The sequence below is a fragment of the Niallia sp. FSL R7-0271 genome, assembly GCF_038005785.1.
Lineage (GTDB): Bacteria > Bacillota > Bacilli > Bacillales > Cytobacillaceae > Niallia.
The window spans coordinates 842,668-865,706 of sequence record NZ_JBBOTZ010000002.1 but is presented as its reverse complement, the minus strand read 5'-3'; the positions used below and the strand labels follow the sequence as shown (position 1 = coordinate 865,706).

Below are 23,039 nucleotides of genomic sequence, written 5' to 3'. Positions count from 1 at the left end.
CTCACAGAAACACTTTTCAGCTATAAAGAGAGATGAGACAGCACTGGATAATTGCCGTAAAATGGAAATATACAATAATTTGTAGTTGTTCTTCCTATTCTTTAATACTACAATGTAAGAAGCGGTTAGGATTTAAAATTCTGCACGCCATATTTGTACGGTATTGAAAAGAGGAGGCGCATCAGATTTGGACTTAGACAAAAAAGAAAGTGGTTATAGATGGATCGTATTCAGCGCCGTCTTGTTTGCCTATTTCTTAATCGTAAGTCAAAGAACAGCTCCAGGACTTATTACGGAGCAGTTAATGAATGATTTTCAGATTTCAGCATCAACCGTTGGAATGATCAGCAGTATACAATTTTTAGCGTATGCAGGACTGCAGATTCCTGTCGGGTTATTATCAGACCGTTTTGGTCCAAACCGGTTTCTTATTATTGGAACATTGCTTACTGGAATAGGCAGTCTTTGCTACAGCATTGCTCCTAATGAATATATTTTGATTGTATCGCGCTTTATCGTCGGAGTCGGAGATGCAGCAATTTTCGTTAATGTAGTCTTAATTATGAACGAATGGTTCAAAGGCAATGAGTTTGTTAAATTGATGGGAATGGTAGCACTAATCGGCGGAATTGGTTCCTTATCGGCGACTCTGCCTTTTTCTATGTGGATATCCCATGCGGGCTGGCGAGTTCCATTTTTAAGTGTCAGCATCATATTGATTGTAGTTTCATCTCTGCTTTATATAGTATTAATCTCAAAGTCGAGGAAGTTATTTAAACCAGAGTCACAGCCAAAACCGAGTACACCTGTTAAAAGAGAGAGTGTTTGGAAAATTCTCCGCCGCGTCGTCACAACGCGTCAGGCTTGGGCAACCTTTCTTTGCCACTTCGGTGTAGTCGGGACATATGTTGGGTTTATCGGGTCATGGGCAGTTCCATACGGAATGAATGTTTTTGAGCTAACACGCTCAAGTGCAAGTCAGCTCGTTATGTATGCCCTTGTTGGTACTATGATTGGCGGACCATTACTCGGGTGGATTTCCAGTAAGACTGGCCAAATTAAAAAGACGTACACGATGGTTCATTTAATTGTCATTATCGGCTGGGTCGGATTATTCAGCCTAAATACAAACCCGCCATTTTTGATGGTGTTATTAATGCTATTTGTTTTAGGTTTTGGAAATGGTGCGAGTGCATTGACATTTGCCATTGTCCGCAAGTCTTTTCGTATGGAAGAAGTCGGTGTTGTAACGGGCTTTGCTAATATGGGCGGCTTTTTAAGTGCTGTATTGCTGCCGATTATTTTTGGGCATGTTTTAGATTTCTTTCCGAAAGATTCCGTCAGCCTAGGCTATCATTACGGCTTTATCGTGCCTGTTATCTTCTCATTGTTCGGTCTCGTTGGCATTCTGTTAGCTAAGGAAGAGAAACAATCAGATGTGAAAAAGGTTTTACCTGCTTCTTAAACAAAAGGGGAGTCCAATTAGACTCCCCTTTTTACTGCTCTTGTTTAGGGTTATTAAAGTTGCTTTTATTAATAAAAAAGTGGCTTAATAAATAAAAAACAGTCAGAATAAAAAATGAATAGGTAAACGCCCAATTCACTTTTTTGTATAAATCAATGGCACTTAGCAGAGGCAAACCTATATAAGCACCAAAGGCACCAAACCCTATTGCCTTAATAAACGGATTTATCTTTGGCTTGTATTGCATTAATAGCATTACAACAACTGGCAAAACAGAAAGCCGAAAAGAGAAATTAATCGTTGCCACTGGAAAAACCTTAACTGGATATGTCCACAAACCAAACATAACACCAATTGTATCTAATATTTCTGATAAAACCATAATTAATAGACCAGCAGCCAATAACCTGCCTGCGCTTTTTTTATCACGAATAAATATCCAAACCGTCCAAGGAACAATAATCATACCTACAGCAACCCACCATTGCCATGACCATAAGAAGCCATGGAGGATAGCATCAACTATTAGTTTATTTGCTTCCGTAATTTGCTTATTCGCCTCATCGACGAGACTTAGTGCCTCTTGATACTCCATTCACATCACCTTCATACTAACAATTAATTATGGTTTTCAGCTTGCTTTTTGTTCGGTCATTTTTAAAAAGAAATTAGTAATTCCTTTCGAAAATAGAACGATAATAACATACCCTAAAAAAATATGGAAATAATTAGTACCCTTCGTTAAGATAAACAAGTTCCCTGCTGCTAGTATTGGTTTCAATATAAATGTAATCAGAAAAATTAATATTAACGAATGGAGATAAAAATTCGCCTTTTTTTCAATGGTATATTGGTACATGAGTATGAATAAGACGGGAACTAAGGAGGTATCCATACCGAAATGAATCGGAAACATTGGAATTGCTTTATAGGGATAGCCAATATAATTGGCCCTTGTTGCCATACCATCCAAATAAGCACTCCATATATGTATATTGAATCCAAAAAAAAGCAGTAAAAACAGTCTCTTGCGGTCAATAAATAAATAAAGAAAGATTAGCGGTAGGACAATCATTACTATATTTAACCAAAATTGCCAAGTATCAAAGCCCGAATAGTCCCACCAATACTGATTCCAAAGATCAAATACTTTCTCTTGGGCAGCTTTTAATTCTTCGTATTTTTTAGCTTGCTCTGTCGGAAATACAGACATTTTCAGTTCTCCTCCTTTGCTATTTTCATGCCACTAGGAGTGATTGTATGTTGTTATTATGCTTCAGTATAAGGCAGGCTATTCCATAGCGTAATATCAATTTTCATAAAAAAAAACTGCCAAACGGCAGTTTATATATTCAGTAAATGCATAAATAAAAATACGATTGGCGGCACGATTAATGCTGGCAGGAGATTAAGCGTTTTGCATTTTTTTATGCCAAGGATACCTAAACCTGATGCCAAAATTAAAATCCCGCCAACTATGGTGACTTCATTTAAAAGATCGGTACTTAAGGAATTTTCCATCAATAAAGCAATTAAGTAAATCGAGCCTTGCCATGCGAACAAGACTATTGCGGCAATGGCAATTCCGATGCCAAATGTCGAAGCTAACACAATGGAAGTAATTCCATCTAGCATACCGTTAGCCAGTAAGTACGTATAGTCTCCTTTAAGAGCAGCCTCTACTGGACCTAGGATAGACAAAGATCCAATACAGAATAACAGAATTGCAGTCGATAAGCCTTCCGCTAAATTTTCTTTGGAGAATTTACTTACTAATCCATTAAATCTTGTTTCTAAATCAAGCTTTTGACCAAGCAATCCCCCCACTGCCAAACTCACGATAAAAAGGACCGGATATTTGCTTGCAGGCAAATGCTGGACAATTGCATTGATGCCCAAACCCATCGCCACTAATCCCATTGCCTGCATTAAAATCTCATGGTAATCATGCTTGATGCCCTTTTTAAAAATACTGCCAATAATGCTGCCAGCTATAATCATACCGACATTGAATAATGTTCCAAACATATCTTTACCCCTTTAATAAAATACTTTTCATACCCTAAAATAAAATTAAACCCTCCAGTAACTAGAGGGTCAAGTAATTCTATGAAATTATTTTCTTGCAAATGGCAGCAATATTTCTGTTACATGCTTATCAAAGTCATTGGTTATTCCATAATCGATTAAAGTTATTTCAATGGAATCATCTATCAGCTGATAATCGTGCTCTATTATATAAGAAAGTAACTTATCATAGTAATACGCTGCTTCCATATGGGTACCTTGAAAGCGAACTCTTAGATACTCCCTTGCAGGTATCGCAGCATAAGCCGAATCAGTCTCATCCCCTTCTTCTAACACCATAAACACACTTGAATACGTAGTAAGTTCACCAGCGGCTAAATTATCTATCGAGATGGATAGGCCGATCTTCCCTAAAAAAACCCCTCCATTTATACCAAAGCTGTTCCTTAATTCTGTGATAGGATACTCCAGATCCTCTCCTAATACATATTGCTTTCGTAAGTATGCTAAACGCATTTCAGGAAGAGTCACTTCACAAATAACATCAAGAGGTGTGTGTACAGCATCATCTATTTGCGTTAAACGGCGGCTAATCTTTTTTTCCATCAGTTCTAATTCTTTTCGTTTCTTTCTTACTTCTTCCTGCTGCTCTTTCAGCATATCAATAAGAGTATCAATATCCCGATAGTTGAAAAATTCAATAATTCTGCTTATAGGTAAATCGAGTGCCCGCAAGTACTTAATCGAGTTCAGCCGTTCGAACTGCTGTGTGGAATAATAGCGGTAATTCGTTTTTTCGTCAATAAATGCTGGAGCTAATAAGCCAATTTCATCATAATATCGGAGTGTCGCAATCTTAACTTGAAATAGCTTTGAGACTTCTCCGATTGTGAAGTATTCTTTCATTTCATTAAACACCTCTGTTATTTTAAAAAAACTGCCTCCCTTTTCCTAATAAATCTTTTCGGTAAAGGGGGCAGTTCTTCGTTTATTCCTCAGTTGTTAAGCTGTAATTATATTGTGTACGGTCAACTGGAGTAAAGTTCTTCGGCGTGTAGAATCGCAATAGGTCACCATTGACCACTTTATCGGAAAGTCTTAGTGTTTCTTCGACACTTGCCTGATACTCAGCAGCTTTTTCAAGCTGTTCTTCCTCTTCAATCAGTTCACCTGTTTTTGAATTATAATACTTGCCATCCTTTAATGTAAATTCCGGACTGACAAATTCTCCATTACGGAATGGTATTAATTCATCGTGTTCCTCTGACAGGATGTCTGTTCCAAAATGGATATTATCCTTCGTATCCTCACCTAATAAATGAAGCAATGTCGGAAGCAGGTCAATTTGTCCTGCATATTGATGCATTGTCCCGCCTTCCATGCCAGGAACACGTATGAACAGCGGAGTTCGCTGAAGTCCGGCACTTTCAAAGGAATTCACTTCTTTTCCGATTACTTGTTCCATTGCTTTATTATGGTTTTCGGAAATACCGTAATGGTCTCCGTACATGATAATAATTGAATTATCATATAGACCATTCTTTTTCAGGTCTGCAAAGAATTGTTCCATTGCTTCATCTGCATAACGAGCTGTCTGGAAGTAGTTATCAACAATTTTGTTGCCTGTATTATTTGGCTCTATCGTTGCTTCTTCTTGATTCATCGCGAAAGGATAATGGTTCGTCACGGTAATAAATTTCGTATAGAAAGGCTGTGACATAGAACTCAAGTATGGCAGCGACTGTTCAAAAAACGGCTTGTCCATAAGGCCATAATCAGCAAGCTGATCAGGATTCATATCATAAGCGCTTGAATCGTAAAATTGGTTGTAACCAAAGGATTTATATATTTCATCCCTGTTCCAAAAACTTCCCGTATTCCCATGAAATACGGCAGAAGTATAGCCAAGCTGGCCTAGAATTCCAGGTGCTGCCTGATAGGTGTTTAACCCTTTAGTCGTGAAAGCAGAGCCTTGAGGAAGGCCATACAGAGAATTCTCAATCATAAACTCGGCATCAGCTGTTTTCCCTTGAGCTGTTTGGTGGAAGAAGTTATCAAAATACAATGTATTTTCGTCTTCTACCAATGAATTAAGGAATGGAGTAGCTTCTTCCCCGTTCACTTCATAGTTGATAAGGAAATTTTGAATTGATTCCATATGAACGTAAATGACATTCATCCCTTTTCCTTTACCGAAGTATTCAGGATTAGGCTCAGCATAATTGGATGCTGTATAGTTAACAACCTCAGCCATATCATCTGTATCTGCAAGCACCCGTTGCGCAGATGCTTTCGTGCTTTGCACTGCATCATAGATTGTGTAGTTATACATTCCCAAGTATTTCACAATATAATTCCTGTCAAATCCCCTTGTCAGAAGCTCTGGGCGGTCGATTTCTGCTAACGCGAGATTCGTTCCAGAAATCCCTAAAGCTAAACCGATAATACCTATCCCTTGCTTGAATCCAACTGCCTTACTGTCCATTTTCACAACTTTAAATACAAGCAGTGCAAGAAGCAGTAATGTATCTGCAAAAAACAAGAAGTCATACGGCTTTAACAATGCATAAATACTGCCGCTAACATCACCAAAGTTTTGCGTTTGCGTTAATGTCGGCAATGTAATAAAGTCATTGAAAAAACGGTAGTACAAAACATTCGCATACAATAGAAAAGATAACACAAAATCAATAATTAACAGCGCATAGTATTTTCTTTTGTTTTTGAATGTCAGGGCTAAGCCAAGAAACAGCAGCGAAGACCCTAAGGGATTAAGAAACAGCAGAAATTGCTGAAGTGAGTTTCCTACACCTAAATCAAATTGTGTCAATTGCACAATATACGTTTTAATCCATAGAAAAAATACAGCCGCAAAAAAGAATAGGATATATTGTTTATTTGTGTCTTTGTTTAAGTTTAATTTTTTTATTTCAAACACCAACCTCTATCAATCATCTCTTTACATCATTTACAAAAATTTAATAATACAAGTGTACCATTTTTTCACCACAAATTTAAATATTTTTGCGTATTGTAGAATAATGGCAATTTTAATTTGTGTTTTACAAGGAATTATTACTTGGGAAATAATTGGTAAGACACCAGGATATAGAACTGATTATACTATCTCTATTTAAATCATCTACTTATTATACGATAAAACATAGAAAAAAGTTTCACTTGCGATGGAATCTTCTCCCAGAAAAAATAATGTGTTATATAATCTAACAAGTTAATTGACGGTCTTTTCTTTCTCATAGATACTCAGTACTATCAAACAAAATAACGGTTCTCATCATAACGGAGAACAAAAATGCTGTCTAGGGTTCCGGTTTAAAAAACGTCTGGACCGAGAGACGGCGTACAGTATTTTATGAAAATACTGTATACACGGAGGGATAAAAGCCCGGGAGAATTTTGCAAAAAAATTCTCCCGGGCTTTTATTTTTTTCCTGAATTTCAATTAGAAAAGAGGAGAAAAAAGGATGACGAACAAACCGACACTTGAGAAATCGTTAAAATTACCCCAAGTTGTATTTATGGGGCTTGCATGGATGACACCAATGATTTTTTTCACTGTTTATGGCGTAGCTTTTGAAGCCGCCGGCGGCATGATGGCTGCTGCCTATATTATTGCATTTGTAGCGATCTTCTTTACTGCGTTCAGCTACAGCCGGATGGTTAAGGCATATCCGATTTCCGGTTCTGCTTATGCGTATACAAAAAAATCTATCCACCCGAAGGCTGGTTTCCTCGTCGGCTGGGCACTATTGCTGGACTATGTATTCTCTCCAATCATTGCAATCTTAACTTTCGGGATTTTTATGCATACTGAATTTCCTGCTGTCCCGGTGTTTGTGTGGATAATTATCATGAATATAGTGCTGGTTGTTGTTAATGTCGTTGGCATTAAGTCTGCTGCTCGCATCAGCAGTTTATCTGTCCTAATTCAAATCGCCTTTATTGCTTTGTTTTGCGGCTTGATTGTGAAAGATATTCTTGCAGGTGACACACAGGCAGCTTCCCTCTTTTCACTATCTCCCTTCTTTGGAAACGAAGGTTCATTAAGTGCTGTATTTACAGGAGCTTCTCTAATCTGCTTTTGTTTTCTTGGATTTGATGCTGTCACCACCATGTCAGAGGAAACGATTGATGCTGATAAAACAGTATCTAAAGCCATCTTTTTAATTGTCCTGATAGCAGCGGTTATGTATATTGCTATCTCCTATTTGACACAAGTCGCTTTTCCTGACTTCACTTTTGCCAATCCAGATAATGCAGCATATTCCCTTGTACAGCTTGTTGGCGGAAACTTGTTAAGCTCGATATTTATTATGGTATTAATTATTGCGACCTTCACCCAAGGTGTTTCTTCTGTAACAAGCGTCAGCCGTTTTCTGTACGCTTTAGGACGAGAATCGATTCTTCCAGAAAAGCTGTTTACTTCCTTGCATCCGAAATACAGAACGCCTGCTGCAAATATTATCTTTGTCGGGATTATTTCTTTTGCTGCTGTCTTTTTTAATCTTGATACAGCAGTAACCTTTGTCAGCTTCGGTGCATTAACGGCGTTCACATTTGTCAATCTGTCTGTTATTGCTCATTACTTTATTAAACAGAAACAACGTTCCTTCAAGTGCACACTTCTATATCTTGTGTTCCCGCTGATTGGAGCTGGCTTTATTTGCTGGCTTTTGACACTGCTTAACAAACAGACACTACTTTACGGCGTTATTTGGCTGGTTGTTGGCTTTATTTACTTAGGTATACGAACCATGTGGCTCTCCGCAAAAGTTAAGCAAGCAGCAGAAATAAACCAAACAGAAAAAACCGTGTTAGATAATCTGACAAAATAATAGTTTTTATTTTCAGAATTGTTATACTTTTACTCAAGATCTTAATAAAGGTTTCCACTTAAGAGTTGGAAACAAAAAGCTGTCTAGGGTTCCGTTTAAAGTGATTCGCTTTAAAGACTGGTCCGAGAGAGAGCGTACAGCAAGTGCTGTATACACGGAAGGACAAAAGCCTGGGAGATTATCTCCTATGTGCTTTTGTCCTTTTTTCATTTCAAGGAGGTTAATTATGAAGCTAAACGTTATGAAGTATGTTCCTGGCGGAGGTAAATGGTCCGGCACAATCAAACGAGGAAAATCAATCAAGTTTACTGCACTGGAAGATGGCGCTAATATGTCTCTGCTTTTGTACTCAGCATCCGATACTGCAGAACGGTACAATATGCCGGACACGTTAAAAGCACAGCACACTTCTCATTTAACAAAGGGCCATGTGCTGATGAGTGATAACGGCCGTGTACTTACAAGTATTACAGATGATTCACTTGGCTGGCATGATACTATTTCCGGCTATATAACGCGACGTATTGTTGATGAACGCTACGGAAAAACCACTTATCAAGATAATCGAAATGAATGGTACCGAAGCGGAGAGGAAAATTTCGCCGTCGAGCTTTTTCGTAATGGACTGTCCGTCCGTGATCTTGTTCCGGCAGTCAACTTATTTTCTAAGGTTTACTGCACAGAGGATGGAAACATGCATTTCGTGCCAGCACATGCTAAAAAAGGGGATTATATCACATTAAGAACGGAGCAAGACGTTCTGCTTATTGTATCCAATACACCAAACGCTTTAAACCAAACAATAAACTATCCCTCTGTACCTATAAAGATAGAGATAACAGATGCAGGCAAACTTTCCGATGATGATTTATGTTTGAATTTTTGTCCAGAAAACAAGCGTGCCTTTGAAAATACATGGGATTATGCAGCCTTACTTGAAGGAGGAATTAAATAATGGCCATATTAAGCCGGATTGAAAGCAACCGCAAGCAAGAAAATGCTTTTTTTAATAAAACAATCGAAGCAGGTGACGGCTGGACATATACACTTGAACCTGGGCAAGTCCTTCGCATTGTTGATTTGGAAGGAAACCAGGCTGCAGACACACTTTTTTATGATGCCGACAATCCGACAGACCATTATAGTGCTGTCAATACAATCACAAATCAAAGCAATATCTACTTATCTGCTGGTTCCGTGCTGTTAGCTGAATCCGGCAAAGAGCTTGTTAAAATAATAGCAGATACTTGCGGAAATCATGATACGCTCGGAGGCGCCTGTTCTGCCCAAAGCAATACCGTTCGTTATGCCCATGAGACTTTACCGATGCACAATTGCCGAGATACATTCATGCTTCAGCTCTCAAAGAATGAACTGCGCCTCTCTAAACGGGACTTGGCACCAAATGTGAACTTTTTTATGAATGTTCCGGTAACACCTGACGGCGGATTAACATTTGCTGATGGTGTTTCGGCACAAGGCTATTATGTAGAAATGCAGGCAATCTGCCGGGTGCTTGTCTTAATCAGCAACTGCCCTCAACTAAATAATCCATGCAATGCTTATAATCCAACACCTATTCAGGTGCTAGTTTGGGACAAATGACAAAAGGAGTGACAGCAATGTATTCAAAAGTATTGATAGCAAACAGAGGTGCTATAGCAGTTCGGATTGAGCGCACTCTTAAAAAATTAGGAATTGCTTCTGTTGCCGTATACACAAAAGCAGACCAAGACAGCCTGCACGTTGATCTAGCAGATGAAGCGGTTTTGATTGGTGAAGGGGCGGCAAAAGACTCTTACTTGAACGCTGAGTTGCTCCTTAAGATTGCCAAAGATACAGGAGCTCAAGCAATTCATCCAGGCTACGGATTTTTAAGTGAAAATGCTGATTTTGCAAGAACGTGCTTTGAAAATGGCATCTCCTTTATCGGACCAACACCTGAACAAATAGAGCTATTTGGCTTAAAGCACTCTGCGCGGGAAATTGCTAAAAAAGCTAATGTTCCGATGCTGCCTGGCACAGCGCTAATTACCGATCTGCCAACAGCGCTTACCTCGGCCGCCAGCATTGGCTATCCAGTGATGCTAAAAAGCACTGCTGGCGGCGGCGGAATCGGGATGCGAGTGTGTGAAGACGAGTCCGCCCTGCAGCAGGCATTTGAATCAGTAAGCCGATTGGCAAAGTCGAACTTCAATAACGGCGGTGTATTTCTGGAAAAATATATCCAACAAGCCCGGCATGTGGAGGTGCAGATTTTCGGCAATGAATATGGCGAAGTAACAGCACTAGGTGAACGTGACTGTTCCATTCAGCGCCGCAACCAAAAAGTTGTCGAGGAAAGCCCCGCTCCCCTTCTTTCTGCGACTATCCGCGCGCAGATGCACCAAGCAGCTAAACGCCTTGCAGAAGAAGTTGGTTATCGAAGTGCTGGAACGGTTGAGTTTCTGTATGATCCGAACAGCCAGCAATTCTATTTTCTTGAAGTAAATACCCGTCTGCAAGTTGAACATGGTGTTACCGAAGAAGTTCTTAGCATTGATTTAGTGGAATGGATGATTCGGGAATCTGCAGGCGACTTGCGTGGACTTGATGAATTGTATAAACAACCTGTTGGGCACAGCATACAGGCCCGCATATATGCAGAAGATTGCCTGAACGACTTCCGTCCAAGCGGTGGTCAACTTGATCATGTTCGGTTACCAGAAGATGCCCGAATTGAAACATGGGTGCGAGATGGCATTCAAATCACCTCCCTATACGATCCTATGTTGGCAAAGATCATCGTCCATGGAAATACACGGGAAGAAGCGCTAGGAAAACTGCACAAAGCTCTTGGAGACACTCGCTTTTATGGTGTGACAACGAATATTTCCTATATTCGCTCCTTGTTAGTGGAGGACAGCTGCAAGAGCGGTCTCGTTCATACACGGATGCTGGACGGATTCTCCCCTGCTGAACAGGCAGTTGAGGTGCTGGACGGCGGGATTCAAACAACAGTGCAAGACTGGCCAGGCAGAATCGGCCATTGGGATGTTGGCGTTCCACCATGTGGGCCGATGGATCCTCTATCCTTCCGCATTGGCAACAAGCTGTTAGGAAACGCAGAATCGTCAGCAGGTCTGGAATTAACACTTCGCGGCGGAACGTACCGTTTCCGTGGTGATATCGCATTTTGTATAACTGGAGCTGATATGCACGCCGTCCTTGATGATAATATTATCCCGATGTATACAGTTATTCATGCGAAACGGAATCAAGTGTTACGGTTTAGTGAAGCAGAAACAGGCATGCGCACTTACTTACTCGTTGCAGGCGGCTTGGATATGCCTCTAAACCTTGGCAGTGCAGCAACTTTCACACTCGGCGGATTCGGAGGGCATGGAGGCAGAGCTTTGCGGACTGGTGACGTATTATCTGTTAAGGTCACTTCTGCCCCAAAAGTGAACACTCTTGCTTGTAACAGTCAGCCTCATTTTAAAAAAGAGTGGACGATTGGTGTTATTCCTGGTCCCCACTGCACAACAGAATTTTTACTGCCAGAATATTTGCAGCAGTTAACAGACGTAAGCTGGGAGGTACACTTTAACAGTTCTCGTACAGGTGTGCGCTTAATCGGCCCTTCTCCCCTCTGGGCACGAACAGATGGCGGAGAAGCAGGTTTGCATCCATCAAATATCCATGATAATGCTTATGCAGTCGGAACCCTTGATTTAACTGGAGATATGCCAATCTTGCTCGGTCCGGATGGTCCTAGTCTTGGAGGATTCATCTGTCCTGTTACAACCGCTTCAGCTGAATTTTGGAAGATTGGCCAGCTTCATCCAGGCGACCGCATCCGCTTTAAGCTGATTACATTGGAAGAAGCCGAAGCTCTACGCCATGCACAGGAACAATACCTTGAAAATATCTGTATGGAGGAAAATTTATTACTGCCAGAGCTGAACAAACAGACAAACGAGCTGACACCTGACTATCCTATCCTGCTTGAGCAGTCAAAAGAAAGATTTCCACTGGTAATCAGAGCAGCTGGTGATAAGCATGTGCTCATAGAATATGGCGAGATGGAACTTGACTTGCTTCTCCGCTTTCAAGTGCATGCTTTAATGGAGGCAATACAAGCTGATACAAGCCTCCCTGTTGTTGATTTAACGCCAGGAATTCGTTCCTTGCAAGTCCATATTAATCCAGCTCAAATGTCTGTAATCGAACTAAGTAAAAAAATCGCGGCCATTAACGAAACATTGCCGCCATTGGAAGAAATAGAAGTGCCATCACGCATTGTCCGTCTTCCCCTCTCTTGGGATGATCCAGCAACACAGCTTGCGATTGACCGCTATCAGAAGAATGTGAGACCAGATGCGCCTTGGTGTCCTAGCAATCTTGAATTTATTCGACGCGTTAACGGATTAGACAATATAGATGATGTAAAAAGGATTGTATTTGACGCAAATTATCTTGTACTAGGACTTGGGGATGTCTATCTCGGTGCGCCAGTAGCAACACCACTAGACCCAAGGCACCGTTTAGTTACGACAAAATACAATCCTGCGCGAACTTGGACACCGGAAAATGCAGTCGGCATCGGCGGAGCGTATATGTGTGTCTACGGGATGGAAGGTCCTGGCGGCTACCAGTTTGTCGGCCGTACTGTTCAAGTTTGGAATAAGCAACGAGAAACAGAAAGCTTCCGGCAAGGCAAGCCTTGGCTGCTTCGCTTCTTTGACCAAATATCGTTTTATCCAGTCACTGCAGATGAATTGCTGGAAATGCGCGAAGACTTCCCGCGCGGCCGTTTTGAGATTGAGATAACAGAAACAACCTTTAAACTTGGAGATTACTTAGCTTTCCTTGAATCCATCAAAAAAAGCACCAATGAATTCAGAAGCACACAGCAGACTGCCTTCCATCAGGAGCGGGAAAGATGGCAGGAGCTTGGTCTTGCTGAATATGTTTCTGAAACAGAGCAAACACCGCAGACGGAAGAAACACTTCCAGAAGGTGCTGAAGCAGTCCGCAGTTCGATGCCAGGCAGTGTTTGGAAGGTTCTCGTGTCTGCTGGTGATGTTGTCAAAAAAGGAGATCCGCTAATAATTGAGGAAAGCATGAAAATGGAGTTTCCTCAGCTTGCCCCATTTGATGGAGCAATTGAGGCTGTACATGTTGTACCTGGTGAAGAAGTCCATGCAGGCCAGCTGATTATTTCTATTAAAAAAGCAGAAAGCGGTGATAATAATGCAAACAATTCCGTATCCAATGAAATTATCCATTCATGAATTACAAGCAAACTATGAGTCAGGGAAACTAACTCCTGAGAATGTTATCGAGCATATCTTAGAGAGAGCAGAAGCTGATAAAGATATGAATATATGGATAACTCCCCCTTCCTGGAGCTTTATTAGACCCTTTTTAGAAAATCTATCCAAGATGGAGCGCTCACACGCTCCTCTATGGGGAATTCCGTTTGCGATAAAAGATAATATAGATCTAGCAGGGGTGCCAACGACGGCAGGATGCGCGGAGTTTGCTTATACACCAGACAGAAGTGCTGTTATTGTACAGCGTTTGATTGATGCAGGTGCCATTCCAGTAGGAAAAACAAATTTAGACCAGTTTGCTACTGGCCTTGTTGGTACTAGAAGCCCTTTTGGGGAAACGAAAAACGCATTAAGACCAGAGTTAATCAGCGGCGGTTCCAGCTCTGGGTCTGCTGTATCTGTTGCCAGAGGGCAGGCTGCTTTTTCCCTAGGCACAGATACAGCCGGCTCCGGCCGCGTCCCTGCCGCACTAAACGGATTAATCGGATACAAACCAAGCCTCGGAGCCTGGCCAGTTAAGGGTGTAGTGCCGGCATGTGCCAGCATTGACTGTGTTACAGTATTTTCACATAATATTTCTGATACAATACTTGTTGATGAAGTGGTTCGAGGCTTTGAAGAAGAAGATTCTTGGTCAAAAGAAGTAGAGCGTAAAAAGACAGCTCTTCCGAAAAAAATCTTCATTCCTGAACAAACACCAGAATTTTACGGACCGTTTGCTGCCGAGTATAAAATTGCCTGGCAGAATACATTAGAGAAGCTGCACAAATTGGATATACCGCTCGAAAAATTAGATGTCAGCTATTTATCGGAAGCAGCGTCTGTTTTATATGATGGGCCATGGGTTGCCGAAAGATGGTCTGATTTAGGAAGTTTTATTGAAACCCATGAAAATACAGCACTAGCTGTAACAGAAACGGTCTTGCGAACAGGTGCTAAAGAAGACTACAATGCAGCATCGGTTTTTCAAGCTATGCATACACTGCAGGCTCATAAACGGAAAGCCCATCTCAACCTGCAGGATGCTGTATTAATTATGCCAACAGCCGGTGGTACTTGGTCCAGAGAGGATGTGCGAAAAGATCCTATTCATACAAACAGCCAAATGGGGGCTTTTACGAATCATTGTAATTTACTGGATTTATCTGCTATCAACATCCCATCTGTTGCTCCAGATGAAACATTGCCATTTGGTATCACCCTATTTACCGGCCCTTACGCTGAACATTTATTGATCGGCTTTTCTGATTTGTATTTAAATAATATTTCTGTTTCAACAGTAAGGAGCACTGAAATGGTGGCTGTGTGCGGACTTCATATGAGAGGATTTTCATTAGAGAAGCAAATGCTAGAACATCAAGCTGTTTATATTGGTCCAGCTAAAACATCAGCACAGTACCGAATGGTAGAATTAACGACCAATCCAAATAAACCAGGACTTATTCGTGCTGATAAAGGCAGTGCCATCGAAGTTGAGCTGTGGGAAATGCCTATTAGCCAGTTAGGTTCATTTGTCTCGCTGATTCCGTCACCACTTTGCTTTGGAACAATTGAGCTAGAAAACGGCTCTGCAGTTAAAGGCTTTCTATGTGAAGCGAATGCAATGGAAACTGGTTTAGACATAACCAGTTTTGGCGGCTGGCGAAATTTTGTTGCAAGCAGCATAAAGTGAAAAATGGCGGAGGGTATATACCCTCCGCCATTTTTCTTTAGCTCCTAAATGTTTAATTCCATATACTCATCTGTTTCGATAAACCCAAATTTTTTATAAACTGGTCTGCCCATCTCTGAAGCCCCAAGCCATAATTTTTTTATGCCTGCTTCCTTCGCTTCCTCAACGAGTAATTTTAATAGCTTTGTAGCAATCCCTTTGCCTCGGTAGTCTTTATTAGTATACATATTGGATATATACGCTCTTTTTCCACTTCGGTTCGTAAAGCTTGGCGGAAATGGATAAATGATGAAAGCTCCACATGCAACAACCTCCTCATCATCCTCTACTAAATATTGAATTAAGGACCCATCACTTAACTGTTTTTCAAAAAAATGATACAGTTCCTCGTCAATATCTATATCTGCCTCTAACCCTTCGTCCACTAATTGGGCTTTTCGTAAATGCATCATTGCTTTAATATCCTGTCTTGTTGCTTTACGGAAATTCAATGTAAACACTTCCTATTCTAAGATATTTATATTTATAATATAACTCATTTCCCATACGGAACCTAATGGTAGCATCTCCTCTTTGAGAACGTAAAAAAAGCTGCTTAAAGCAGCTTAATTATGAAAGCACCCAATTATAGGGATCCTCCAGCTTGTTCCATTCACTGTTGTATTCAGCTTCTGTCAACAAACACTCATCTAATTCCTTCGTGATGACATCAATATCTAAATCCATTCCAATAAACACTAGTTTCGTATGTCGGTCGCCGTGTTCCTTATCCCAATTCTCCATTAACTGAGGGTTACTTTGAATAATCTCTGCTTGTCTGTTTTCAGGAAGAGAAGCAACCCAATAAGAAATTGGTTCAATCTTAACAGATGGTCCTGCTTGTGAAAGCAATAATGCTAAATCATTGCGAGAAGCACACCAGGCAATTCCTTTTGCGCGGACAATCTGCATAGGCATGGAGCCGCACCATGTATGGAATCGTTCTGAATGAAAAGGTCTCTTACGGTAATAAACAAAAGAACTTACGCCATATTCCTCTGTCTCTGGCGTATGTGCTGCAGGTCCTGCTTGTAACTCTTTAAGCCAGCCTGCTGATTCACTAGCTTTTTCAAAATCAAATCTGTTCGTATTCATAATTTCCTTTATGTCTATCAAACTGTTTTCCGTGCGGATAATTTTTGCTTCAGGCTGTAAAGTTCTCAAGACATTCTCTAGATTTGCGGCTGCCTCTTCTGTTACTAAGTCACATTTATTCAATAAAAGGATATTGCTAAATTCAATTTGATCAATAAGCAAATCAGCAATATTCCGTTCATCATTTTCACCGACTGCTTCCTTGCGGTCAAGCAAAGAATCACCAGATTCATAGTCATGCCAAAATCGGTTTGCATCCACAACGGTTACCATTGTATCCAGCCTGCAAAATCTTGTCAGGTCAATCCCTAACTCGTCATCGATATAGGAGAAGGTTTGGGCTACAGGAATGGGCTCACTAATTCCTGATGATTCAATGATGATGTAGTCAATATCCCCTTGATTAGCTAATTTCTCTACCTCGATTAATAAGTCTTCCCGTAATGTACAGCAAATGCACCCATTGGACAATTCAACCAATTTCTCTTCTGTTCTTGAAAAACCGCCCTTTGTTTGAACTATTTCACTATCAATATTTACTTCACTCATATCATTAACGATGACAGCAATCTTCATGCCTTCCCGGTTATTTAAAACATGATTCAGCAAGGTTGTTTTACCTGCACCTAAATAGCCGCTTAATACTGTGACTGGTATTTTACTCATACCGCATCCCCCTATTTATCTTCATATGTATCACATACGATTTACTGTTGTGTTTTTGTAATTAGCTGACAAAAACATATGTCCAGTTCTTTCTTTCTGTGTCATTGGTATTAGAATCCATACTCATATCTACCCATTTTATTTGCTTTAGTCTCTCTACTATCTTGTTGTCAATTTCTGCTTGTGCTTCAGTCATTATGTTTTTAATTGTTTGAAAGTCGAGAGAAAAATGACTTACCGCCGCTTGAAATGGAGACTTTTCATGAAACAGCTGTCTAAAGTGGCTCTCATTGACCGCCTCCATCTCGAGTTCGTCCTCCCTGCTTTCTATGAAGCGGTAAATCTCTTTGTATTTATCTGGCAAGCTTTCAATTGCACTGCGATATAAAAACTGGACTAAGACAGGATTAAGAGTATGCATGCCCACTTCCCTCCTTTCTTTTTATTATACTTAGCCGCCAAATCTTCTCTTTGGCGGCGCTTAACATTTACCAACTGGCTTTTTTTACTCCTGGAATTTGCCCTTTATGTGCATACTCCCTAAAAGCAATACGAGACATGTTAAATTTTCTCAAATAGCCTCTTGGTCTGCCTGTGACTTCACATCGGTTCTTAAGTCGTGTTGGTGAAGAATCCCGCGGTAGCTTTCGTAGTGCTTCATAATCTCCCTTCTCTTTTAATTCCTTTCTAATAGCTGCGTACTTTTCTACCATTAATTGGCGTTTTTTCTCTTTTACTACTTTAGACTTTTTTGCCATTAGTTTTTTCCTCCTCTTAAAACGTAATCATTACGATTTAAATTAGAAACTTAAATTCCTCGATAGCCCTTACTTTGTTTCTCTATGCAAAGTACGCCTTTTTAAACGAGGGCAATACTTCATTAATTCAATACGGTCAGGATTGTTGCGTTTATTTTTAGTCGTGATATAATTTCTGTCCCCTGTTTCTGTACAAGCTAATGTAATTTTTACTCTCATAATTATTCCTCCTAGTTATTAGGATAAATGTAAATCATAATGATTACGATTTACAAATCCGTTATAAACATTTATTTTAATGAAGGAAAAAGGATTTTGCAAGTTATTTTATTATTTTTTTGTTTTCTAAGGATTTTTCATAAAAAAAATCAGCTGGACACTGCCACCTGATTTTTCCTTTATTCGTTTTTCTCTTCCTCCAATAAACAAAGCTCATCAAGAGGCAGAGGCTTGCTGTAAAAGTAGCCTTGTGCTTTTTCGCATTTAAAACCTTTTAAAATTTCAACTTGTTCTTCTGTTTCTACCCCTTCTGCAATGACCTTCAGCCCAAGATTATGGGCCATGACAATGATGGTTGAAGCAATATTATAATCATCTTTATTCACTACGATGTTTTGGATAAAGGATTTATCAATTTTTAAGTAGTCGATTGGAAACTTTTGCAAATATTGCAGAGAACTGTAACCAGTCCCAAAATCGTCTATGGAAATTTCCACGCCAAGCTCCTTCAATTGATAAAGAATTTGACTAGCTTTTTCAACATCCATAGTCATACTCTCGGTGATTTCCAGTGTTATATAAGAAGGTTCAATTCCTTCCTCTTCTAATATACTTGCCATCGTTGTAACAAGATTGCTGTCAAAAAACTGACGTAAAGATAGATTGACAGAAAAGTTTATTGGAATAAATCCTCTTCTGATTCTTTCTTTAATTTCTTGGCAAACTTTTCGTATTACCCATTCCCCAATCGGGATTATCAGACCAGTATCTTCGGCAATACGGATGAATTTATCTGGGGAAATGAGTCCAAATTTAGGATGCTGCCATCTTATTAAGGCTTCAGCACTTGTCACAGCATTTGTCTTCAAATCAATAATCGGTTGAAAATGTAAGATGAAGTGTTTAGTAATGTCTGCCTTTCTTAATTCTGTTTCTAATACCAACAGTTCTGATGATTGAAAATCGAATTTCTCATTATAAAACTGATAATTATTTCTTCCTTTTTTCTTTGCTTCATACATGGCAATGTCTGCGTTACGGATAAGTGTCACATCATCATCACCATCTTTTGGGTGCATCGATATACCAATACTTGGAGTAATAAATATTTCATGCCCGCCGATTAGGAAAGGCGAAGAAAGGATATCAATTACCTTATTTGCTTTACTTCTTACTTCTTCTTCAGTAACATTTTCAAGCAGGAGAATAAATTCATCGCCCCCCTGTCTGGAAACTACCCCATTCGTTCCAACACAATGCTTTAATCGATCTGCAAACTCTTGTAAAAGTTCATCCCCAATATGGTGACCAAGTGTATCATTAATAACTTTAAAGCGATCTAAATCCATAAACAGCAATGCTAAATGCCGAATGCTGCAAGTAGGTTGAAAGTTAGTGATTGCCACTTTTAAATTATCAGCAAAAACCCGCCTGTTAGGCAGTCCAGTCAGATCATCGTGGTATGCAAGGCGATGGATTTTTTCTTCAGCTAAACCTCTTTGAATAACGAGACTCGTTAGATAGGTAGCCTCCTCTATCAGCTTTTTTACATTCGCACTTGGAGCCGTCGGTATACGGTGATAAATAGCAAAACAACCAATTACATCGTTATTGCTGTCAAAAACTGGAGTAGACCAGCATGCTTGCAGTCCATGCTTTAATGCGATATCCCGATAGTCTGCCCATAAACAATCATTTGAAATATCTTCAACAACTACCTGCATTTTTTTATAGGCAGCAGTTCCGCATGATCCTGTATTTGGTGCAATCGGAATACCGTTAATAAAGTCAATAAACTCATCTGGCAGATTAGGAGAGGAAGCTGTATAGAGCTTTTTCGCTTCCTGATCGGCAATCATCACAGAGCAAAGGCAATCTTTTGCAAAATTTTCAACAATCGAGACAATTTCATCAAGGATCAGCGTATATTTTGTTCCGCTAACAATCATTTTTAAAATTTTATTTTGTTCTTTTACAAGTGATGCAATATAATTTTTACTAGTGACATCCTTCGCCACACCAACAATCCCTATTGTCCTCTCATCTTTAAAGATTGGAAGGGCCACTATAGATAATTCAATTCTCTCTCCCTGTTTGTTTTTGATCGTTAACTCAGCATTCTCAGCATGACCATGAAGCAATTTTTCGATACGGTTAAGGGTATTTTCTAACTGAGACTCATCAATTAATTCGGCGTATGATAATGATGAAAACTCAGCACTGGTATATCCAGTCAAGCTTTCTGCCGCTTTATTAATATGCAAAAAGTCACCATTAATGCTTATCGCAAAACATGGATCACTATTATTATTAAACAAAGACTTATACATATCGAATATCGAATCATTTCGTAAAGGATTATCCATCTAGTTCTCTTCCTTCTTTACTAACAATCATAAATAGTAAGTTATACTCCATATTATATCGGTATATTTATAAATTTTTTAACATGGATAAACAATTGTTGTATAAATCTTTCATTCTGAACAAAAGAACAATCTTTTTTCGGCGACTCCCTGGCAAGGATACTAGCGTTATTGACAATGTTATAAGAAGAATGTACAGAGATGCCAAATAATTGTCCGCCTCTCCCTAATTTTAAAGTGATTTCTTTGTTATTTTTCCTTACCGCCACTGCATTTGATTTGTCTTTAACAAACGAAAGAAGCTGCCCGTCAGGCAGCCTCTTAATTTCATATTCTAACACTCTATAAAGCTTTCAAATGCCAGCAAAAGCTTTGAAAATCGCCTTGTATCATTTCAATAGGAATACTTAATCCGGCAAAAGCAAGTTCATCTCCACCGTAAACTGTGTCTGTGCCGTTTACTTGATACTCTTTATTTACATCAATCCCTCTCAGCTTCAAAACAGAAGCTGAAGCGGCTGGTTCTGCGAGCACTTTAAAGTAATAGACGATTACTTCCGTTTTTTCCTTATTAGTAAAAAGCCATGCTGTTTCATTTCCTTCAAAGGGGCTTTTCAAGCGGTAAAACTCACCAAACTGAATGAGGCTTCGGATTTCTTTATAATAGGAAACCTGATTTTTAACGGCGATTTTATCTTCTTCTGACAGCCTTGTTAAATCCAATTCATAGCCTAAGTTGCCTGACATTGCCACATCGCCGCGCATACTTATAGATGTAGTCCGCTGCACCTGATGATTAGGGACCGCTGAAACATGTGCTCCAATTGAAGAAACAGGATATACTAAGCTTGTTCCGTATTGAATCTTTAGTCTGGATACTGCATCCGTATTATCACTCGTCCAAGTCTGCGGCATATAATGGAGCATCCCTGGATCGAATCTTCCGCCGCCACCTGAGCAGCTTTCGAAAAGTACATGTGGAAAAGAAGCTGTTATTTCTTCAAGTATTTTATATAAGCCGAGCATATACCGATGGGCTGTTTCTCTTTGCCTGTCAGGTGGAAGAAGTGCAGAACCAATCTCTGTCATGTTACGGTTCATATCCCATTTCACATAGGAAATAGGCATATTTCCTAAAATATCACTAACTCGCTTCGTAATTTCTTTACATACATCTTCTCTCGATAAATCCAAGACCAATTGGTTTCTGCTTTCGGAGCTTTGCCGTCCCGGAACATGGAGGCACCAATCTGGATGCTCACGGTATAAATCACTGTCAACGGATACCATCTCTGGTTCAAACCATAGACCGAATTTCATCCCTTTCGCTTCAACATCTGATGCCAGCTTATTTAAGCCATTTGGAAGTTTACGATTATTGACAAACCAGTCTCCAAGTGATGTTTTGTCATTATCTCTTTTGCCAAACCAGCCATCATCGAGAACAAATAATTCGATTCCAAGCTCTTTTCCTGCTTCTGCAATTTCCAAAATACGCTCAGCAGTAAAGTCAAAATAAGTTGCTTCCCAGTTATTCACAAGAATTGGACGTTCTTTATCTCGATATTCTCCTCTAATTAAATGGGTTTGATACAGGTCATGAAACGTTCTTGACATGCTCCCAAGTCCCTCTGACGAATACACCATAACCGCCTCTGGTGCCTGAAAAGCTTCACCAGGTTCTAACTTCCAGCTGAAATCAAAAGGATTAATCCCCATTGTTACTCGTGTACAGCTAAATTGATCCACTTCTGCTTGTGCCAGAAAATTACCGCTATATACAAAGTTAAAGCCATAAACCTCTCCTTTATCCTCTGTTGTTTCTTTTCTAAGCAGCGCTATAAACGGATTATGCTGATGACTGCTGGAGCCTCTGCTGCTTTCAATGGATTGGATACCATGGCGAAGCGGCTGTCTTTCAATATGTCTCTCCCTAACATGAGCACCATGTAAGTGCAGAAAATCGAAATCGGCTTCGCGGAAGTCTACACATAGACTCTGCACATTTAACAGCTTTAAGGACTGCTCGCCGTCATTAATGATTTTTACAGATCTTGTAATCACATTGAAGTGTTCAAATACACTGTAGCTCAATACCACCTGTAATCCAATAAGCTCATCGACCATCGTAATTTCGAGTGTTTCTGCTTCCTCTTCCTTCTCAACAAAGGTAGCCGGCAATCCTTCTAAAGGCTTCTTTCCTTTATAGATTAAATGTGATTGATACCGCAAGTCAGTTATAGTTGAACCGTTTTCGAGCTGAATTTGATAGCTGGGCTTTCGAAAATCTGAATTGCCGTACTGTGGGTACTCTAGCGGCAATGTATCTAGTGAAAAGGTTCGATCCTCTTTATGCTGATACGGGTTCCCAGAAAAACCGCGATCCATGAGCTGCAGAAAATTAGAATGGCGGTATTCCTTTACCTTTCTTCCCCAATAAAGATGCAGCAAATAGCCGTCTCTGGCAATTTCCATGACATAACTTGTGTTACGTGCTTGCAGATGAAAAATTTTCCTGTTCGAATCAAACAAAATACCCATCAACTCTCACTCCCCT

The 23,039-nt window shown here is 39.9% G+C and carries 19 protein-coding genes and 2 riboswitches; of the genes, 6 read left to right on the top strand and 13 right to left on the bottom strand.

Annotated features, from left to right (window positions below):
• Positions 1 to 187: 187 nt before the first annotated feature.
• The gene (locus tag MKX82_RS24340) at positions 188 to 1,465 is read left to right on the top strand and encodes an MFS transporter (RefSeq protein ID WP_341080768.1); all 1,278 of its coding nucleotides are present in this window, start codon (positions 188 to 190) and stop codon (positions 1,463 to 1,465) included.
• Between the two features lie 31 nt (positions 1,466 to 1,496).
• Here MKX82_RS24340 and MKX82_RS24335 read toward each other — a convergent pair whose 3' ends face one another.
• The 5 genes from MKX82_RS24335 to MKX82_RS24315 form a co-directional block, all read right to left on the bottom strand.
• Positions 1,497 to 2,060: a CBO0543 family protein gene (locus tag MKX82_RS24335; RefSeq protein ID WP_341080766.1), complete on the bottom strand. Its 564-nt coding sequence runs from the start codon at positions 2,058 to 2,060 to the stop codon at positions 1,497 to 1,499.
• 36 nt (positions 2,061 to 2,096) lie between these two features.
• Entirely contained in the window at positions 2,097 to 2,678 is a 582-nt protein-coding gene (locus MKX82_RS24330; RefSeq protein WP_341080765.1) for a CBO0543 family protein, read from the bottom strand.
• Between the two features lie 131 nt (positions 2,679 to 2,809).
• Complete coding sequence (locus MKX82_RS24325; RefSeq protein ID WP_341080763.1) at positions 2,810 to 3,493, bottom strand: DUF554 domain-containing protein; 684 nt, start codon at positions 3,491 to 3,493, stop codon at positions 2,810 to 2,812.
• An 87-nt stretch (positions 3,494 to 3,580) separates the two neighbouring features.
• Positions 3,581 to 4,399: a MerR family transcriptional regulator gene (locus tag MKX82_RS24320; protein WP_251645947.1), complete on the bottom strand. Its 819-nt coding sequence runs from the start codon at positions 4,397 to 4,399 to the stop codon at positions 3,581 to 3,583.
• 82 nt (positions 4,400 to 4,481) lie between these two features.
• Positions 4,482 to 6,422 carry an LTA synthase family protein gene (locus tag MKX82_RS24315; RefSeq protein WP_282581470.1) on the bottom strand — a complete coding sequence of 647 codons (1,941 nt, stop codon included), beginning with the start codon at positions 6,420 to 6,422 and terminating at the stop codon, positions 4,482 to 4,484.
• 380 nt (positions 6,423 to 6,802) lie between these two features.
• A riboswitch (guanidine-I (ykkC/yxkD leader) is annotated at positions 6,803 to 6,908 on the top strand.
• A gap of 70 nt (positions 6,909 to 6,978) precedes the next feature.
• Here MKX82_RS24315 and MKX82_RS24310 point away from each other — a divergent pair.
• The 5 genes from MKX82_RS24310 to atzF all read left to right on the top strand — a co-directional run bounded on the left by MKX82_RS24310 (position 6,979) and on the right by atzF (position 15,339).
• Entirely contained in the window at positions 6,979 to 8,349 is a 1,371-nt protein-coding gene (locus tag MKX82_RS24310) for an APC family permease (RefSeq protein ID WP_341080761.1), read from the top strand.
• A gap of 72 nt (positions 8,350 to 8,421) precedes the next feature.
• Positions 8,422 to 8,528, top strand: a riboswitch (guanidine-I (ykkC/yxkD leader).
• A gap of 47 nt (positions 8,529 to 8,575) precedes the next feature.
• Entirely contained in the window at positions 8,576 to 9,304 is a 729-nt protein-coding gene (locus MKX82_RS24305; RefSeq protein ID WP_341080759.1) for an urea amidolyase associated protein UAAP1, read from the top strand.
• Positions 9,304 to 9,954, top strand: coding sequence for an urea amidolyase associated protein UAAP2 (locus tag MKX82_RS24300; RefSeq protein WP_341080757.1), 651 nt, complete (start codon positions 9,304 to 9,306; stop codon positions 9,952 to 9,954). Before MKX82_RS24305 ends, MKX82_RS24300 begins: the two co-directional genes overlap by 1 nt.
• A 17-nt stretch (positions 9,955 to 9,971) precedes the next feature.
• A complete protein-coding gene (gene uca / locus MKX82_RS24295) occupies positions 9,972 to 13,625 on the top strand; it encodes an urea carboxylase (protein ID WP_341080755.1) in 3,654 nt (1,217 codons plus the stop codon).
• A complete protein-coding gene (gene atzF / locus MKX82_RS24290; protein ID WP_341080753.1) occupies positions 13,585 to 15,339 on the top strand; it encodes an allophanate hydrolase in 1,755 nt (584 codons plus the stop codon). The genes uca and atzF overlap by 41 nt, the downstream gene beginning before the upstream one ends.
• 44 nt (positions 15,340 to 15,383) lie before the next feature.
• Here the strand turns inward: atzF and MKX82_RS24285 are convergent, their stop codons facing one another.
• From MKX82_RS24285 to MKX82_RS24250, 8 genes are all read right to left on the bottom strand, one after another.
• Entirely contained in the window at positions 15,384 to 15,830 is a 447-nt protein-coding gene (locus MKX82_RS24285; protein ID WP_341080752.1) for a GNAT family N-acetyltransferase, read from the bottom strand.
• A gap of 118 nt (positions 15,831 to 15,948) precedes the next feature.
• Positions 15,949 to 17,139, bottom strand: coding sequence for a GTP-binding protein (locus tag MKX82_RS24280; protein ID WP_341080750.1), 1,191 nt, complete (start codon positions 17,137 to 17,139; stop codon positions 15,949 to 15,951).
• A gap of 61 nt (positions 17,140 to 17,200) precedes the next feature.
• On the bottom strand, positions 17,201 to 17,560 hold the full coding sequence (locus MKX82_RS24275; protein WP_341080749.1) for a hypothetical protein: 360 nt from the start codon (positions 17,558 to 17,560) through the stop codon (positions 17,201 to 17,203).
• 67 nt (positions 17,561 to 17,627) lie between these two features.
• Positions 17,628 to 17,897: a 30S ribosomal protein S14 gene (gene rpsN, locus MKX82_RS24270; RefSeq protein ID WP_341080747.1), complete on the bottom strand. Its 270-nt coding sequence runs from the start codon at positions 17,895 to 17,897 to the stop codon at positions 17,628 to 17,630.
• Between the two features lie 69 nt (positions 17,898 to 17,966).
• Positions 17,967 to 18,116, bottom strand: coding sequence for a 50S ribosomal protein L33 (rpmG, locus tag MKX82_RS24265; RefSeq protein ID WP_084347913.1), 150 nt, complete (start codon positions 18,114 to 18,116; stop codon positions 17,967 to 17,969).
• A gap of 179 nt (positions 18,117 to 18,295) precedes the next feature.
• Positions 18,296 to 20,482: a bifunctional diguanylate cyclase/phosphodiesterase gene (locus MKX82_RS24260; RefSeq protein ID WP_341080740.1), complete on the bottom strand. Its 2,187-nt coding sequence runs from the start codon at positions 20,480 to 20,482 to the stop codon at positions 18,296 to 18,298.
• Between the two features lie 53 nt (positions 20,483 to 20,535).
• Positions 20,536 to 20,823 (bottom strand): hypothetical protein, encoded by a 288-nt coding sequence (locus tag MKX82_RS24255; protein WP_341080738.1) that lies wholly within the window; start codon positions 20,821 to 20,823, stop codon positions 20,536 to 20,538.
• A gap of 1 nt (position 20,824) precedes the next feature.
• Positions 20,825 to 23,023 carry an alpha-galactosidase gene (locus MKX82_RS24250; RefSeq protein ID WP_233315372.1) on the bottom strand — a complete coding sequence of 733 codons (2,199 nt, stop codon included), beginning with the start codon at positions 23,021 to 23,023 and terminating at the stop codon, positions 20,825 to 20,827.
• Positions 23,024 to 23,039: the final 16 nt, after the last annotated feature.

What these genes read in the sequence shown, in the direction of transcription:
- MKX82_RS24335 (WP_341080766.1), bottom strand. Translation starts at nt 2,060, where the DNA reads ATGGAGTATCAAGAGGCACTAAGTCTCGTCGATGAGGCGAATAAGCAA.
- MKX82_RS24330 (WP_341080765.1), bottom strand. Translation starts at nt 2,678, where the DNA reads ATGTCTGTATTTCCGACAGAGCAAGCTAAAAAATACGAAGAATTAAAA.
- MKX82_RS24325 (WP_341080763.1), bottom strand. Translation starts at nt 3,493, where the DNA reads ATGTTTGGAACATTATTCAATGTCGGTATGATTATAGCTGGCAGCATT.
- MKX82_RS24320 (WP_251645947.1), bottom strand. Translation starts at nt 4,399, where the DNA reads ATGAAAGAATACTTCACAATCGGAGAAGTCTCAAAGCTATTTCAAGTT.
- MKX82_RS24310 (WP_341080761.1), top strand. Translation starts at nt 6,979, where the DNA reads ATGACGAACAAACCGACACTTGAGAAATCGTTAAAATTACCCCAAGTT.
- MKX82_RS24305 (WP_341080759.1), top strand. Translation starts at nt 8,576, where the DNA reads ATGAAGCTAAACGTTATGAAGTATGTTCCTGGCGGAGGTAAATGGTCC.
- MKX82_RS24300 (WP_341080757.1), top strand. Translation starts at nt 9,304, where the DNA reads ATGGCCATATTAAGCCGGATTGAAAGCAACCGCAAGCAAGAAAATGCT.
- uca (WP_341080755.1), top strand. Translation starts at nt 9,972, where the DNA reads ATGTATTCAAAAGTATTGATAGCAAACAGAGGTGCTATAGCAGTTCGG.
- atzF (WP_341080753.1), top strand. Translation starts at nt 13,585, where the DNA reads ATGCAAACAATTCCGTATCCAATGAAATTATCCATTCATGAATTACAA.
- MKX82_RS24280 (WP_341080750.1), bottom strand. Translation starts at nt 17,139, where the DNA reads ATGAGTAAAATACCAGTCACAGTATTAAGCGGCTATTTAGGTGCAGGT.
- MKX82_RS24275 (WP_341080749.1), bottom strand. Translation starts at nt 17,560, where the DNA reads ATGCATACTCTTAATCCTGTCTTAGTCCAGTTTTTATATCGCAGTGCA.
- rpsN (WP_341080747.1), bottom strand. Translation starts at nt 17,897, where the DNA reads ATGGCAAAAAAGTCTAAAGTAGTAAAAGAGAAAAAACGCCAATTAATG.
- rpmG (WP_084347913.1), bottom strand. Translation starts at nt 18,116, where the DNA reads ATGAGAGTAAAAATTACATTAGCTTGTACAGAAACAGGGGACAGAAAT.
- MKX82_RS24260 (WP_341080740.1), bottom strand. Translation starts at nt 20,482, where the DNA reads ATGGATAATCCTTTACGAAATGATTCGATATTCGATATGTATAAGTCT.
- MKX82_RS24250 (WP_233315372.1), bottom strand. Translation starts at nt 23,023, where the DNA reads ATGGGTATTTTGTTTGATTCGAACAGGAAAATTTTTCATCTGCAAGCA.